This is a genomic window from Lysinibacillus sp. FW12 (assembly GCF_050817245.1).
GTDB classification, from domain to species: Bacteria; Bacillota; Bacilli; order Bacillales_A; family Planococcaceae; genus Lysinibacillus; species Lysinibacillus irui.
On the sequence record NZ_CP139094.1, the window covers coordinates 504,728 to 521,416 of the forward strand.

14 protein-coding genes are annotated in these 16,689 nt (G+C 36.3%); 12 read left to right on the top strand and 2 right to left on the bottom strand.

Features of this window, described 5'->3' with window-relative positions:
• Positions 1 to 11: 11 nt before the first annotated feature.
• Positions 12 to 632, bottom strand: coding sequence for a DUF47 domain-containing protein (locus tag SJW71_RS02690; RefSeq protein WP_274794750.1), 621 nt, complete (start codon positions 630 to 632; stop codon positions 12 to 14).
• A 419-nt stretch (positions 633 to 1,051) separates the two neighbouring features.
• On the opposite strand from SJW71_RS02690, the gene SJW71_RS02695 reads away from it, so the two are divergent.
• Together SJW71_RS02695 and SJW71_RS02700 are read left to right on the top strand one after the other, a co-directional pair.
• The gene (locus tag SJW71_RS02695; protein WP_407135279.1) at positions 1,052 to 1,738 is read left to right on the top strand and encodes an ABC transporter ATP-binding protein; all 687 of its coding nucleotides are present in this window, start codon (positions 1,052 to 1,054) and stop codon (positions 1,736 to 1,738) included.
• Between the two features lies 1 nt (position 1,739).
• Positions 1,740 to 3,059 (top strand): ABC transporter permease, encoded by a 1,320-nt coding sequence (locus SJW71_RS02700; RefSeq protein WP_431811726.1) that lies wholly within the window; start codon positions 1,740 to 1,742, stop codon positions 3,057 to 3,059.
• A 121-nt stretch (positions 3,060 to 3,180) separates the two neighbouring features.
• On the opposite strand, the gene SJW71_RS02705 is transcribed toward SJW71_RS02700, so the two are convergent.
• Entirely contained in the window at positions 3,181 to 4,341 is a 1,161-nt protein-coding gene (locus tag SJW71_RS02705) for a class I SAM-dependent methyltransferase (protein ID WP_312506987.1), read from the bottom strand.
• Positions 4,342 to 4,526: 185 nt separating this feature from the next.
• Here SJW71_RS02705 and putP point away from each other — a divergent pair, with 185 nt between their 5' ends.
• From putP to SJW71_RS02755, 10 genes are all read left to right on the top strand, one after another.
• A complete protein-coding gene (gene putP, locus SJW71_RS02710; protein ID WP_274794746.1) occupies positions 4,527 to 6,014 on the top strand; it encodes a sodium/proline symporter PutP in 1,488 nt (495 codons plus the stop codon).
• 132 nt (positions 6,015 to 6,146) lie between these two features.
• A complete protein-coding gene (gene hflX, locus SJW71_RS02715; RefSeq protein ID WP_274794745.1) occupies positions 6,147 to 7,430 on the top strand; it encodes a GTPase HflX in 1,284 nt (427 codons plus the stop codon).
• Positions 7,431 to 7,827: 397 nt separating this feature from the next.
• Positions 7,828 to 9,315 carry a peptide MFS transporter gene (locus SJW71_RS02720; protein ID WP_274794744.1) on the top strand — a complete coding sequence of 496 codons (1,488 nt, stop codon included), beginning with the start codon at positions 7,828 to 7,830 and terminating at the stop codon, positions 9,313 to 9,315.
• A gap of 203 nt (positions 9,316 to 9,518) precedes the next feature.
• On the top strand, positions 9,519 to 10,664 hold the full coding sequence (locus SJW71_RS02725; protein WP_274794743.1) for a M20 peptidase aminoacylase family protein: 1,146 nt from the start codon (positions 9,519 to 9,521) through the stop codon (positions 10,662 to 10,664).
• Positions 10,664 to 11,488, top strand: a complete 825-nt coding sequence (locus SJW71_RS02730; protein ID WP_431811727.1) for a GNAT family N-acetyltransferase — start codon at positions 10,664 to 10,666, stop codon at positions 11,486 to 11,488. The genes SJW71_RS02725 and SJW71_RS02730 overlap by 1 nt, the downstream gene beginning before the upstream one ends.
• Before the next feature lie 21 nt (positions 11,489 to 11,509).
• A complete protein-coding gene (gene menC / locus SJW71_RS02735; RefSeq protein ID WP_429978458.1) occupies positions 11,510 to 12,616 on the top strand; it encodes an o-succinylbenzoate synthase in 1,107 nt (368 codons plus the stop codon).
• 48 nt (positions 12,617 to 12,664) lie between these two features.
• Positions 12,665 to 13,738 carry a YkvI family membrane protein gene (locus SJW71_RS02740; protein WP_431812188.1) on the top strand — a complete coding sequence of 358 codons (1,074 nt, stop codon included), beginning with the start codon at positions 12,665 to 12,667 and terminating at the stop codon, positions 13,736 to 13,738.
• Between the two features lie 268 nt (positions 13,739 to 14,006).
• Positions 14,007 to 14,957 carry an ABC transporter permease gene (locus SJW71_RS02745; RefSeq protein ID WP_274794739.1) on the top strand — a complete coding sequence of 317 codons (951 nt, stop codon included), beginning with the start codon at positions 14,007 to 14,009 and terminating at the stop codon, positions 14,955 to 14,957.
• Positions 14,950 to 15,903: an iron chelate uptake ABC transporter family permease subunit gene (locus tag SJW71_RS02750; protein ID WP_274794738.1), complete on the top strand. Its 954-nt coding sequence runs from the start codon at positions 14,950 to 14,952 to the stop codon at positions 15,901 to 15,903. Before SJW71_RS02745 ends, SJW71_RS02750 begins: the two co-directional genes overlap by 8 nt.
• Positions 15,900 to 16,661, top strand: coding sequence for an iron ABC transporter ATP-binding protein (locus SJW71_RS02755; protein ID WP_312506982.1), 762 nt, complete (start codon positions 15,900 to 15,902; stop codon positions 16,659 to 16,661). The genes SJW71_RS02750 and SJW71_RS02755 overlap by 4 nt, the downstream gene beginning before the upstream one ends.
• Positions 16,662 to 16,689: the final 28 nt, after the last annotated feature.

Sequence of the window (16,689 nt, forward strand, 5' to 3'; positions counted from 1 at the left end):
CCATCTCCTAATTATGCGTTACGCATGATAATTGTTTCCATAGTATTGGCTACGTTTTGACAATGATCAGCGATATCTTCAAGTTGTTCATATATATCTTTAAATTTAATAAGGCGAATCGGATCTTTTTCGTTTAAAAACAGTTTTTTGATGGAAGTACGCTGTACCTCATCACATTCACGTTCATAGTCTTTAATAAGAATGGCGTGTGGACGCATGCCAATTAGATTCTTTTTCTTTAACTCTTCAGTCGCTTTGACAATTTCATCAGCACTCTTAGAGATATATCCTAGGAAAGTGCGCATGGATTCATCAATCTCTGTAAGTGAAAACATTTCAAAGTGTGCAATACAATGTTCTGTGCCATCTAAAATATCATCCATACGAATGGCAAACTCTAAAATATCCTCACGTTCTATAGGTGTCATAAATGATTTGTTTAACATTACGATCAGTTCGTGAATGAGCTTATCGCCAGCAGTTTCGTAATTTTTCATTGTAATGCTAATCTCTTTAAGGTCAGCTACACTGTGAATACGAAAATCATTTGCGTAATGTACAGCCTCTCTCATATTTTCAGCAATTTTATGCAATGCAATAAAGAAAGGGTCTTGTTTTTTTGAGTTAAGCATGTAAATCGAATCCTCCTGGATATAAATAAATTAATCGACCTCTAAACTTTACTATCATAACAAAATCTTTAATTTATCTACATAAAAATTTACTATTCGACAATAAAATTTACATTGCTGTAATATACAATTCGTTCACAAAATAATGATGACTCCACTGTATTTGTTTTTTGTAGTACAGAGAATTACCTTTAATACTAGGTTTTTTGAAGAGTTCTCCTCTGTTTAATACAGATTTATAAGAGAAAAATAGTGTAAACATTTGATTTAGCATGTTGAATTGTAAAGGGAATGTAAATACGTTTTATTTTTGAAGGACTCTCTTCTTATTCTTAAGAATATCTTCATTTTTATCCTTCCTCTTTATTAAGAATTATTCTCTACAATGGGAAATGAAGGAGAAAGGAGCATTATTTATAATGATTCAAGTTGAAAACTTACAACATACATTTTTAATTGGAAAAAAGGGGAAGGAGAAACAAGTACCAGTATTGAAGGGTGTGAACTTCGAGGTCAATAAAGGAGAAATTGTTGCTATTGTGGGAAAAAGTGGATCTGGTAAATCGACGTTATTGCAAGTATTAGCTGGATTTATGAAAGCTGAACAAGGATCTATTAGAGTGAATGGTAAGGAAACTGCCAATCTGACTGAAACAGAAAGTGCTGCATTTCGTTTACGCCAATTCGGCTTTATTTTTCAAAACTTTCAATTGATGCCTGGTTTATCTGCTTTCGAAAATATTGAATTGCCTTTAAAACTACAAGGTTTACGTAAGGCTGTACGTAAGGAAAAAGTAAAGAAATTGATGGACAAGGTTGGTTTGACTGAAGTAGCAGACCATTATCCAAATGAACTATCGGGTGGGCAACAACAGCGTGTCAGCATTGCCCGAGCGCTTATTACAAACCCTCCAATATTGCTTGCTGATGAGCCAACGGGAAGTCTTGATTCAGAAACAGAGCAAGATATATTATTGCTTATTCAAAGTTTAAATCGTGAATTGGGGCTAACCTTTGTCATTATTACACACGATGAAGAAGTAGCCTCTATCGCACATAGACGACTCCGTATGTATGATGGCGAACTCGTAAAGGAGGAGGCTTAAAATGTTATTTAAGGACCAAATCGATTTTGTAACACAGCATATCAAGAAAAATAAATTACGTGTGTTTATGACAATTTTAGCAGCAACAATGGGCTGTGCGTTCCTTATCGTGCTAGCTTCGGTTGGCTTTGGTTTACAGGAATCACTACGCAATGATATTCTTTCGAATGAAACCGTTACGAAAATTCAAATATATGGAGATAATCAATTCACCGAAGAACAGGTTCAAGAAATTAAAAAGTTGGACCATGTGGAAACAGTACTTGAAACGATTAATGTGAATGCTTCTGCACAGTCGTTTTTAGGAGATCGTGAGACAGCCTCTACTTTGACTTTATCGGATATGCAGGACTTTGAGCAGGTAAATGGTAAGCTTGCAGAAGGTCGTTATCCAACAAAACCAAATGAAATCGTTGTAGGTTATCACTTCGCTCAAACATTATTGAATGAAAAAGAACGCGATATTATCGAAGAAAAGAGTAAAAAGGCTGAGGCAGAAGGAACCTACTATGATGGCAGTGAAGAAGGCTATAAAGAGTCGTTGATTGATAAAAATATTGAGCTGTCCTTAGTGCCTCAGACTGGCACAAATGAAAACTCGCCAAAAATGAGCTATACAATTGTTGGTGTGATGGAGAAGCCTTCTTATGACTGGATGGTTGATAATTCCATTCATATGGATAAAGCTCAAAAGTCAGTATTGGTTGAAAATTTATCCACTGATAGTGCTAGTAAAGAGGATGAGTTGTTTTACTCAGAATTTAATATTTATGCTGATACTTTAGAAAATGTAAAGCCGATTTTAGAGAAATTAAAAGATAAAGGCTATAGTGTATATTCAGTAACTGAACAATTAGATCAAATGAATGTATTTTTCCTTGTCTTAAAAATTGGCTTAATCTTTGTAGGGACAATTGCTGTATTGATTGCTTCAATTGGTATTTTTAATACAATGACAATGGCTGTCACAGAGCGTACTCGAGAAATTGGTGTGTTAAAAGCTATTGGTGCAAGTCCGAAGCTTATCCAAAGACTATTTTTAATGGAAAGTACGGTTATTGGTATTTTGGGGACGCTTATTGCAGTTGCCATCTCGTATGCCATTAGCTTTGCGGCAAATGCAGCATTACCCTTGATTCTTAAAGCAGCAACAGGAGAGGATGCTTTTGCCACAAATGATATTACATTTTCTCTTATTCCGTGGCAACTAGTCATTATTGCAGCTGCCATTAGTATAGGGGTAGCGATGATTTCAGGCTATCGTCCAGCACGGAAAGCTACAAAGATTGATGTTATTCAAGCTTTACGACAAGAGCTTTAATCTACGACAAATCGGCGGGGTGTACAAACACTTGAAACACCCTCAGCCACTGTGGGTTTGATAAACAAAGATAAAAAGGCGTCCAATATTGTTTGGGGCGCCTTTTTATTTGAGAAGATTTTCATAAGTAGTCTTTTAGCTCATTTGCTAAAAATGGTGTGGCATTTAGTAATTGTAGAAAGGCATTATAGCTAGTACGCTGCTCTTCACTAGGTTTTTTACCTGTTTTATATGCTCTAATTAAAATGTTTTTAGGTGTATTCTCCATATCAATAAATTCTAAAAGTTGAGCCTCATAGCCAACGAGGTTTAAAATTTCTGCACGAATAGCATCTGTAGCCAGTGCTGCAAAACGCTCTCGGACAAGTCCATGTTGCAACATAATATCAAGAGCTGGTGTATTTAATTGACGATTTAACTCATGCTGACAACAAGGAACGCTTAATATAACACTTGCTCCCCATTTTACAGCGCGTGCTAATGCCATATCTGTGGCAACATCGCAAGCGTGTAAGGTCACTACCATATCCACGGACGATTCTTCATTATAATCATTAATATCTCCTACCAGAAATTCAAGCTGGTCATAACCTAAATCCTGTGCGATTCTTGAACATTCTTCAATAACCTCTTTTTTCAAATCTAAACCAGTAACACGAATATCTAAGCCCTTTTCGATTTTTAAATAATGATACAAAGCAAAGGTTAAGTAAGATTTTCCTGAACCAAAATCTAAAATACGCACTTGTCGATTCTGAGGTAAATAAGATAAAGCATCATCAATAAATTCAATGAAGCGGTTAATTTGTTTAAACTTATCGTATTTTTGTTTTTTAACTTTCCCATCCTCAGTTTGAACTCCTAGTCGAATTAAAAAAGGATATGGTTGATCATCTGAAAGTAAGTAGTTTTTCTTCCGATTATGGGCTAAATTAACCTCTTTCGGTGAAGCTGATTTATCTGATTTCCAAAGTACTTTATTCTTTTTCGATAATTGGATTTGTACTTTTTCATCTAAGAAATCAATATGAGCTTGTCGATAATCTTCAAAAATGGCTTCTAGCTTAGAAGGGAAGTCAGCCAATAAAATATTCTCATGTTTTAAAATGCGTTCATATTGGTATTCAATTTGTATATGGTAGTGATTTTTTAATAGTAAAGGCTTTAATTTTATACGTTTTATTTCATTCGATTTCATACGTGGTTGACTAATAGTAGCAGTCACAAGTTGTTGCTGCAAAATTTGCTCAGTGAGCAGAGTTTTCATTTCTTCAAATGTCATACATTTTCGCCTACTTTATTGTGTAATAGATGGCACTAGTTTATCACATTTTATAATGTACAATGACTACTTTGGCATTCAGAAAAAATTTCACGAAAATTTAGAGTAATCATATGTAGTGTTGTATAATCGTGGTATCTTTAATATAGATAGTAAAATTAAAGATTGAACAAAGGAGGAAAAATATGACGGATAACATGTATCAATTATTGGCGATTATTATTTATATGATAGCCATGCTAGCAATTGGTTGGTATGCATTTGCTAAAACGTCGAATTTAACAGACTATATGCTAGGAGGTCGTTCCTTAGGTCCAGCAGTAACTGCGCTAAGTGCAGGCGCCGCAGATATGTCAGGATGGCTTCTAATGGGTTTACCAGGTGCAATATTTGTATCAGGACTTGTAGAGGCTTGGATTGCAATAGGACTGACAATAGGGGCTTATTTAAACTGGTTACTTGTTGCTCCACGGTTACGTGTTTACACACAGGTTACGAATGATTCCATTACGATTCCAAGTTATTTGGATAACCGCCTACGTGACAATACGAAGCTAATAAGAATTGCGTCAGGTATTATTATCTTAATATTCTTTACATTTTATGTATCATCAGGAATGGTAGCAGGTGGTAAATTCTTCGATAGTTCATTTGGTTACGAGTATCACACAGGATTACTAATTGTTTCGGCAGTAGTAGTTGCCTATACACTATTTGGAGGATTTTTAGCGGTTAGTTATACAGATTTTTTACAAGGACTTATTATGTTTTTAGCACTTATTACTGTACCGCTATTTGGTTTATTTGTAACGGGTGGATTAGGGGATACAATTTCTTCAATTAAAGCCGTTAGTCCAGATCTTCTAAATTTATTACCAGCCACTGCAACAGCAGCAGGGATTATTTCTTCTCTTGCTTGGGGATTAGGCTATTTTGGACAGCCACATATTATTGTACGCTTTATGGCTATTAGTTCAGTAAAGGAAACAAAGCAGGCTCGACGTATTGGTATTGGTTGGATGATGTTAAGCTTATTCGGGGCCATTGGGACAGCTTTAGTAGGTGTTGCCTATTATGAGCAAAACGCTGGTGAGTTAAAGGATGCCGAAACTGTTTTCATTGTACTTGGGCAAATTTTATTCCATCCATTTATTGCGGGTATTATGTTAGCGGCTATTTTGGCAGCTGTTATGAGTACTATTTCATCACAACTAATCGTCACTTCTTCAGCACTTGTTGAGGATATATATAAAGCGTTGTTCAACAAAACAGCCGATGATAAACATTATGTTTTTGTTGGACGTATGGCGGTATTAGTAGTAGCGATTATTGCCGGTATCCTAGCGTGGAATCCAGATAGCTCTATCTTAAGCCTAGTTGGTTTTGCTTGGGCAGGGTTTGGTGCAGCATTTGGACCTGTTATATTGCTTTCTTTATATTGGAGAAAATTAACCAATTATGGAGCGCTAAGCGGAATGATAACAGGTGCCGCAACTGCGTTTATTTGGGGTAAAGTGGATGCTTTATCAAGTGCTTTATATGAAATTGTTCCTGGTTTCTTTGTTTGTTTAATCGTTGCGGTTGTTGTTAGTATGCTGACATATAAGCCGAATAAAGAAATTGAAGAAGAATTTACTCGCTCAGAAGTATTACTAAAAGAAGAAAGAAAGTAATGAAAATGCGCCTTTTAGAGAGGCGCATTTTTTAAAAAAATACGGATGGTCCACAAATACGAAAAAGAGTATTTTATGGTAAGATGAAGAAAATTTGTCGTAGGGACACCAGGCTTTGGTGGGAGGTTTCTAATGGATAGAATTAAGGAAGTTGATGTATTAGTTGAAAAGGCCATACTTGTTGGCGTCAATTTACGAAATGACGAGCATTTTGATTATTCAATGGAAGAGTTACAAAATTTAGCCGAGGCTTTGCATGTAGAAGTGGTAGGAATTGTTACACAAAATTTAGAGCGTGTTACACCTTCACACTATGTTGGTACAGGTAAAATAGAGGAAATCAAAAGTTTTTATGAAGAAGCACAAGCAAATCTTGTTATTTTTAATGATGAATTGTCTCCTTCACAAATCCGCAATTTAGAGCGTGATTTAGCAACGAAAGTTATTGATCGTACGATGCTTATTTTGGATATTTTCGGAAGACGAGCAAAAACAAGAGAAGCACAGATGCAGGTGGAATTAGCTCAGTTGCAATACATGCTACCTCGCTTAGTAGGCCTACATGCTTCTCTAAGTCGTCAGGGTGGTGGTACTGGAGGTGGCTTTAAAAACCGTGGAGCTGGTGAAACGAAGCTTGAACTGGATAGAAGGAAAATTGAAGATCAAATTGCCAAAATTAAAAAGGATCTCGAACACGTGAAAGAGCAACGAGAGACACAACGTAAACAACGCCGTAAAAATGCACTTCCCGTTGTATCAATCGTTGGATATACAAATGCTGGTAAATCAACAATCATGAATCAGTTACTTACACAAATAGGGCAGGAAGAGCATAAACAAGTATTTGAAAAAGATATGCTTTTTGCTACATTGGAAACTTCTGTTCGTCAGATAGAATTACCTGATAAAAAGACGTTTTTACTTACAGATACAGTAGGTTTCGTAAGTAAATTACCACATCATCTGGTAAAAGCATTCCGATCTACATTAGAAGAGGCGCGAGATGCTGATCTTTTATTGCATGTTGTAGATGTTTCAAATGCAGAGCATGCATTTATGATGGATGTAACAAATGAGACATTGAAGGCAGTTGGCGTTGAAGACATTCCAACTATCTATGTATACAATAAGGCGGATATTGCAAATGTTCCTTACCCTGTAGTAAGTGGTGATAATATTTGGATATCAGCGAAACAAGGGATTGGTTTAGAGGAGTTATTACAATTGATTCGTCAGCATATCTTCTCCCACTATGTAACGTGTGATATGTTAATACCGTATGATCAAGGGAATGTTGTTTCTTATTTAAATGAATATGCCTCTGTTTTTAATACTTCTTATGAAGAGGATGGTACATTATTATCCCTTGAAGTAAAAGCATCTGATTATGCAAAGTACCAGCAATATGTAAAATAAAATGAAACCAAGCATGCCAAAAGAAATTTTGGCATGCTTTTTGTCATTAGGGGGAATAGTAGAATCTAGAACAAAGCTGTAATCAAAATCCTAGACGCAATAGTGTAAATTTGTAAATAAAGTTATAAATCTGAATTTTAGATATTTTAGAATAATTTAATGTTATTATGGTGTTTATCGACAATTAAAGAGTGAGAAAACTTAGATATATCAAAGGATTTAATAATTTCTTTATCAATCAGTCAGAATTTATTGAAAAATGATAAATTTTCAACATTTTTTAAAACTCTTGCTAAAGTTTAAAAAACGCTTTAGTATGATGAAACAAAGATTTTTTATCCTTAAATTAGGGTAATGATGTTTTTTAGAGAATAATTTAATCGGGAGAGGGTATTGTATGTCTAGTAAAGATGAAGTTGTAAAATCTGTCCCTCAAAATGGCTTTGTTGGACACCCTAAAGGGCTCTTTACTTTATTTTTCACAGAATTTTGGGAACGCTTCTCGTATTATGGTATGCGGGCAATTCTCATCTTCTTTATGTATTATGAATTGAATGAGGGTGGATTAGGTCTAGACCGCGGAACAGCGAACTCAATTATGGCCATCTATGGTTCACTCGTTTATATGTCTGGTATTATTGGTGGCTGGATAGCCGACCGAGTTTTAGGGACACGTAGAACCATTTTTTATGGTGGTGTCTTAATTATGATCGGTCACTTGCTGCTAGCATTGCCTGGTGGTGTCAGCATGCTATTTGCCTCAATGGCATTTATCGTTATGGGGACAGGTTTATTAAAACCAAACGTTTCAAGTATTGTTGGGGACATTTATGCTGAAACAGATAGTCGTCGCGATGCAGGTTTTTCTATTTTCTATATGGGTATTAACATGGGGGCATTCATTGCACCATTTATTGTCGGAACAATTGGACAAAAGTATAGTTTCCACCTTGGCTTTGGTTTAGCAGGTCTTGGGATGTTTGTTGGTTTAATTGTCTACAAATTAACAGAGAAAAAATATTTAGGCTTAGCTGGCTTACAAGTAAATAATCCATTAAAGCCTGAAGAACGTAAAAAAGTCTTTACACAATTCGGGATTGTAGCATTACTTCTTATCATTTTAGGTGCTATTGGTATTAAAACGGGTACATTAACAATGAATGTATTTAGTTTAATTATTACAGCACTTGGTGTGATTATCCCAACGGTGTTCTTTATTTATATGTACCGCAGTAAAAAGACGTCGAAGGATGAGAAATCTCGTCTACTCGCTTACATTCCATTATTTTTATCAGCGGTAATGTTCTGGGCTATTCAAGAACAAGGAGCAACGATTTTAGCGACCTATGCAGATGAGCGTACACAGTTAAGTATTGGTGGTATTCAGCTTCAATCTTCATGGTTCCAGTCGTTGAATCCGTTATTTGTCATAACATTAGCTCCATTATTTGCTATGCTATGGCTTAAATGGGGGGACAAGCAACCGACAACACCACGCAAGTTCTCATATGCATTGTTCTTTGCGGGTCTATCATTCATCGTAATGATGATTCCAGCACACTTATCTGGTGGAGAAACGTTAGTAAGTCCTTTATGGTTAGTTCTGTCATTCTTCCTAGTAGTTGTTGGTGAACTATTATTATCACCAGTTGGTTTATCAGCTACAACGAAACTGGCACCACAAGCCTTTGCAGCACAAACAATGTCTTTATGGTTCTTAACAAGTGCAGCAGCACAAGCTATTAATGCTCAATTAGTAAGAGTTTACGAAGTTGTAAGCGAATTCACATACTTTGGTTTCTTAGGATCACTATCTATAGTGATTGGAATTATAATATTAATTCTTTCACCGGTTATTTCAAAGGCGATGAAAGGTATTAACTAAAGAAAAGATGTAAGTACAGTAGTTAGTAACTGTGCTTGCATCTTTTTTTGCTGTCTAAATAAATGTCTATCTATGAGCTTTAGAATGAAATATATTATCATAAGTAGTTATTTTGTTGAATGCGGGTATAAGTTTCTATGTAGAACATGATTATTTTCGTTATAATAATTTTAATAATAAGAAAATTTAAGGGGTTGGAAGCCATGAAAGAAGAGTTAGATTATTTGAGGCCAAGGCTAATGGAGATTTTTACATACTTACATGCTCATCCTGAAATTAGCTGGCACGAAGTAGAAACAACCAATTATATAGTGGAGCTATTAACACAAGAAGGATTTTCACCAATACGCTTTAAGCATTCTACAGGGCTATATGTTGATGTGGGCAACGGAAATCCGAAAGTGGGGTTACGAACAGATATAGATGCACTATGGCAGGAGGTTGATGGTCATTTTCGAGCGAATCATTCCTGTGGACATGATGGACATATGACGATGGCCATTGGTACGTTATTACTTCTAAAAGAACTAAAGCAATCATTCAATGGTACAATTCGTGTTATTTTCCAACCTGCTGAAGAAAAAGGGACAGGGGCGTTATCCGTTTTAGAAGAAGGCGTTATAGATGATTTAGATTATTTATTCGGTGTTCATTTAAGGCCTGTTCATGAATTAGAGGATGGTACTTATTGTGCTGCCTTATATCACGGGGCTTCTCGCTTACTAGAAGGTGAGATTATTGGAGAGGATGCCCATGCTGCAAGGCCACATCTGGGCGTCAATGCAATTGAAGTGGGTGCAACAATCATTGAAGATTTACGAACCATCCATACAGATCCTATGGTACCTGTGTCTGTTAAAATGACCAAATTTCATGCTGGAGGAGAGTCAGGCAATATTATCCCTGGCAATGCTTCATTCACTATTGATATCCGCGCACAACAAAACAATGTAATGGATGATTTAGCTCAAGGGGTTAAACGTGTAATTGATTCCTCTAAAATATTGCATAAGGTGCAAATTGAATTACGTACTGTTGCTAATATTGTAGCTGCTGAGGTCGATACAAGTGCTCAATATATTATGGAGCAAGCAATTATACAAGCAGCTGGTTTATCGAATTTAAGAAAGCCTGTTCATACGCCTGGTGGTGAGGATTTTCATCACTATGCTGTACAACGACCACATTTAAAAACAACGATGCTGGGCTTAGGCTGTGGGCTTACACCAGGCTTGCATCATCCTAAAATGAAATTTAAACAAGCAAGACTTGTCACAGGAGTTGAAATTCTGACGAGAGCGGTCTTGCTAGCATTGGAGTCTAGGCATATAAAGGAGGCGTCAGCATAATGTTAGAGAAAGTGCGTATTCACAAAGTAGTGACACCTATAGAAATTGCAGAAGTACAGAAATTGAATGCAGAAATTTGGGGCAGCCAAGCAATTCCCTCCCATCAATTATTAGCTGCTGTTCAAAATGGCGGATTAGTATTAGGGGCATATTTAGATGAAAAATTAATTGGTTTTAATTATTGCTTCGTTGGCTATCGAGATAGAGAAATGTATTTACATTCGCACATGATTGGTGTTGAAAAGGCATATCGTGAACAAGGTGTAGGTGAGTTATTGAAGCACGCACAACAAGAATACGCAAAAGAGAATGGATTTCAGCTTGTTCGCTGGTTAATTGAGCCGTTAGAAGCTGGCTTAGCTAATCTAGCATTTCTTAAACTGAATGCTACGAGCTTTCAATATGAAAATGATTACTATGGCCCGCTCCAAGATGATTTTAATGAAGGACTACCTTCGGATAGGTTGGTCGTTGAGTGGTGGATCGAACGTGAACAGGTGACAGATAGCCTTGATGAGTTAGAAGAAATAGCACAGGAAATCGTGCCGTGGACATTAACCGTAGATGGTTTGCCAGTACTTGATATAGAAAATGAATTTCAGATGGAACAATCCTTTTACAATGATGCCTATCTATTAGCAATCCCTCAATTTTTACAGAAGATGAAAGTCGAGAGTCCAAAACTTGCTGAGGACTGGCGTTATAAAATACGGACAATCTTAACTACATTATTTAATCAAGATTACGCCATTGTACGCGTGAAGAAGCACAAGGAATATGTTCATAGCTATCTGTTAGTCAGACGCTCCTTATTAGCCTTATAATAAGGCTGAGGAGTGAATGTTGTGAGATTAGAAAAGATTATTTTAAGGCACATTAAAATGCCAATGAAAGCTCCGTTTACAACGAGTTTTGGAACAGTGGATGAAAAAGAACTGTTATTAATAGAGGCAAAAGATGCATCAGGAATAACAGGTTGGGGAGAAACGGTAGCATTTGTAGCACCTTGGTATACAGAGGAGACTTTAAAGACGACATGGCATATGCTCAAGGATTATTTAATACCTATCTTGTTAAATAAAGAGATTGGGCATCCTGATGAGGTAACGTCGTTGTTTGCCACTATTCGTCGTAATTGTATGGCTAAGGCTTCGATAGAAGGGGCTGTATGGGACATTTATGCCCAACAAACAAAGCAATCACTTGCACAGGCATTAGGCGGTCATAAGCAACGAATCGAGGTCGGTGTCAGTGTAGGTATCCAACCTTCTACCGCTCAATTAATAAAGTTGATAAAAGGCCATATTGAAAAAGGCTACAAAAGAGTGAAGGTGAAAATTAAGCCTGGTTATGATATCGAGGTAGTACAAGCAATCCGTGCTGAACTACCAGATCTACCTTTGATGGTAGATGCGAATTCTGCCTATACATTAGACGATATCAACATGTTGCAGCAGCTAGATGATTATCAATTATTAATGATTGAACAACCACTAGCCCCTGATGATATTGTCGATCATGCAACATTACAGCGAAAAATAAAAACGCCTATTTGTCTAGATGAAAGTATTACTTCTTTTGAAGATGCAAGAAGGGCGATTACTCTTGGGAGCTGTGGTGTAATCAACATCAAAATTGGACGAGTAGGTGGTTTAACGGAAGCGAAGCGAATCCATGATTTATGTAAGGAAAACGGCATTCCTGTCTGGTGTGGTGGCATGTTGGAAGCAGGTATCGGACGAGCACACAATATTGCCTTAACATCACTAAGTCATTTTATATTACCTGGAGATACGGCGGGATCTAGTCATTATTGGTTCGAAGATATAATTGAACCTGAAGTTATAGTTAAAGATGGCTATATTGAGGTACCCCAATCAGTTGGCATTGGTTATGCGCCTAATATGGCTGTCATTGATAAGTTAACAATATGTACGGAAGTCTATCAGTAAACCTTGATTGTCAATGCTCTAATAGAAGAAAAAACGAGGAGAGAACTGATTGAAAAAAGCTTGCAAATCGGCGGTGCCTATGTAGGAATTATCGTTGGTGCAGGATTTGCGTCAGGGCAGGAAATTGTCCTCTACTTTACAAGTTATGGCTTTAAAGGAATATATGGTGCATTGTTAGCGATGATTGGCTTCTCTATAGTCGGAATGTGTGTGGCACAAGTTAGTTCAAGACTGCACACAACCTCTCATAAGGATTTGATTTATCAAATTTCAGGGAATTTTGTTGGCTTTTTATTGGATTTAATATTATCGCTCTTTTTATTTGGAGTTGCTGTCATTATGTTTGCAGGAGCGGGTGCAACCTTTCAGCAAATGTTTGGACTACCTATTTGGTTAGGTAGTATTTGCATGGTTATCCTTACAGTAGCTACCGTTATGCTGGATGTGAAAAACATCATTAATATTATTGCTCTTGCCACCCCTTACCTATTAACAATTGTGTCCGTCATCGCTATTTATGCTATCGCAACTATGGATCTCACCTTTGTAGAGCAGGCAGTTATTGCTCAACAAGCTCAAATAAGCGGGAACAGTTGGTGGGTCACAGCCCTACTTTATATGTCATTTAACGTAGGGGTTAGTTTTTCATTGTTAACCGTGATGTGTGGCTCTATACGCAATGATAAGGTAGCGGGTATGGGAGGTATAATAGGTGGTATCTTGTTAGGAGCCTTAATATTACTTATTAATTTCTCTCTTCTTGCAAAAATGAATATTATTGTTGGATTAGATATTCCAATGCTTGCATTGGCTAATGAAATACATCCTATTGTGGGCTTGCTTATGACTTTCTCTCTTTTAGGCATGATCTATAATACTGCTGTGGGAATGCTATATTCTTTCATGGTAAGGTTTATCAAGCCCAATAGAGGTAGCTTTAGGGTAGCCGTTATTATTATTGGAGGCTTGGGGTTTTTAGCGAGTCTTGTGGGATTCACAACATTGGTAGCAAAACTATATGCAGTTATGGGTTATGTAGGTTTAATATTAATTATTTTCATTATTTCAGCATGGTTCAAAAGCGGAACAAAGAAAATTGTTTACTATAAAAAGGGTAATTGAGATATAAATTTGTTCTCAATTACCTTTTTTGCTTGGAGAAAAAATATGTAGAAATAGAGAAATGCTTTAGTTGAAAAGATTAGCGAAATAACTGATATTTCGTTAAATAGACACGTTTTTTAGTTAATACTCAATAAAACGAGAATAATTCTCAATTGTTGGTTGACTGATAATAAAATCATGCTTATAATGGGAATCGTGAGTAATGATAATCATTTTCATTGAATAAATGCGTTACACACAAAAATGAAATCTACCGGGGATTACTATGAAAATAAGATATCTTTTAACAGCAACTGTTGTGTTGTCTATTGTGTCGCTATTTATAGGAGTAGTTGATATAAAGCCTAGTGACCTATTAGACTTCCAATCAGAAGAAACAAGACTATTTTTAATTAGTCGAGTACCTAGACTTGTTGCAATTTTGCTAGCAGGTGCAGGTATGAGTATTGCTGGTTTAATTATGCAAAGCTTAAGTAGGAATAAGTTCGTATCACCAACTACAGCTGGTACGTTAGATGCCACTCGGTTGGGTGTCTTGATTTCCATGATGTTCTTTACGAACGTCACGTATTTTCAAAAAATTTCCTTCGCTTTCATATTTGCTTTAGCCGGCACATTACTATTTATGCAAATATTAAATCGAATAAAGTTTAAAGATGCGATTTTTATACCGCTTATTGGCTTAATGTACGGAAATATTTTGTCCTCTGTTACAACGTTCTTTGCGTACAAGGCGAATATTATCCAAAACATTTCTGCATGGTTACAAGGAGATTTCTCATTAATCATGAAAGGCCGTTATGAACTGTTATACATAAGTATACCAGTACTGATTTTAGCTTACATTTACGCAAACCGTTTTACAGTGGCTGGAATGGGAGAGGATTTTGCTAAAAATCTTGGTCTATCCTACAAATTTGTAGTGAACTTAGGCTTAGTATTGGTAGCTCTTATCTCTACAACAGTGGTGTTAACAGTCGGTGTCATTCCATTCCTAGGTTTGATCATTCCGAATATTATTTCACTGTTTAAAGGTGATAATTTGGCAAAGACATTGCCGCATACAGCATTACTTGGTATGTCATTCTTATTATTCTGCGATATTTTAGGACGCGTCTTGATTTTCCCTTATGAAATACCAATTAGTATGACTGTTGGTGTCATCGGAAGTGCAATCTTCCTATTTATGTTGTTTAGGGGGAGAGCATATGCGTAATCGTACAAGAATGTTCATTTTAATAGGTATTGCCGTCATAGCTGTTTTGCTATATTTATTTTGGGAGTTAAACGGTAATTACCATTATGCATTTCCACGTCGTGTCATAAAAGTAGTAGCGATGGCGTTAACAGGTATAGCTATTGCCTATTCAACTGTCGTTTTTCAAACAATTACACACAACCGTATTTTAACGCCAAGTGTCATGGGATTAGATGCACTATACATGCTAATTCAAACATTCATCTACTTTTTCTTTGGCTCTACGTCGATATTGGTAATTAATATTTACTACAATTTTTCACTTGCTATTGTAGCAATGATTATATTCGCTTTAATTTTTTACAGAGTATTGTTTAAAGAAGGCAAGCGACCAATTTATTTCTTACTGCTTGTGGGTATGATTGTCGGAACGTTTTTAGGTAGTATTACAACGTTCTTCCAAGTATTAATAGATCCAAATGAGTTTTTAGGCTTACAAAGTAAAATGTTTGCAAGCTTTAATAATGTCAACTCAGATTTAGTTTGGCTAGCAGGTGTCGTGATTTTACTAACGTTTATTTACGGTTGGCGCCATATGAACCAATTAGATGTCATGTCATTAGGAAGGGATACAGCCATTAACTTAGGCGTACCTTATGATAAGTTGGTTCAACGTATGTTAATCTTAGCTTCCATCCTGATTGCTGTATCAACGGCACTCGTTGGGCCAATTACATTCTTTGGTTTAATCGTAGCAAATTTATCTTATCAGTATTTCAAAACATACAAGCACTCCATCTTAATTGCTGGTTCTTGTGTGATGAGTATTATTGCTTTAGTCGGTGGACAGTGGATGGTTGAAAGACTATTTACTTTCAGTACTACACTTAGCGTCATTATTAATTTTGTGGGTGGGGTCTACTTCATCTACTTATTATTAAAAGAAAGTAGGTCAGCAGGATGATTCAAGTCAAAGAAATTACAAAGTTTTTTGGGAAAAAGCCTGTCGTTCAAGATGTAAGTGTTGATATTGTTTCAGGAAAAATCACTTCATTTATTGGACCGAATGGCGCAGGGAAGTCTACACTACTTTCAATGGTGAGCCGTTTACTAAATGCAGATACTGGTGAAGTACTACTCGATAAAGCAGATGTACGACGCTGGAAATCAGATGATTTTGCGAAGCGGGTATCGATCCTAAAGCAATCAAACTTTATGAATGTTCGTCTAACAATTCGTGAACTTGTATCGTTTGGCCGTTTTCCTTATTCGAAAGGGAACTTAAAACCAGAAGACGAGGAAAAAGTTGACGAAGCTATTCGTTATATGAATTTAGAGGAGATTCAACATAATTATTTAGATGAGCTTTCGGGTGGTCAACGTCAGCGTGCTTTTATCGCAATGGTAATTGCACAGGATACAGAATATATATTACTTGACGAACCATTAAATAATTTAGATATGAAGCATTCCGTACAGATTATGAAGATTTTACGAAAGCTTGTTGATGAGTTAGGGAAAACGGTGGTTATTGTTTTACATGATATAAATTTTGCCTCTGTATACTCTGATCATATTGTTGCATTAAAAGATGGACGCGTAGTTAAAAATGGTCCTACAAACGATATTATTAACTCCCATGCTTTAAAGGAAATCTATGATATGGATATCCCTGTTCAAGAACAGAATGGCTGTCGAATTTGTGTTTATTTTAATTCGTGAAAATAGTTACAGATGGACGAACCATCAA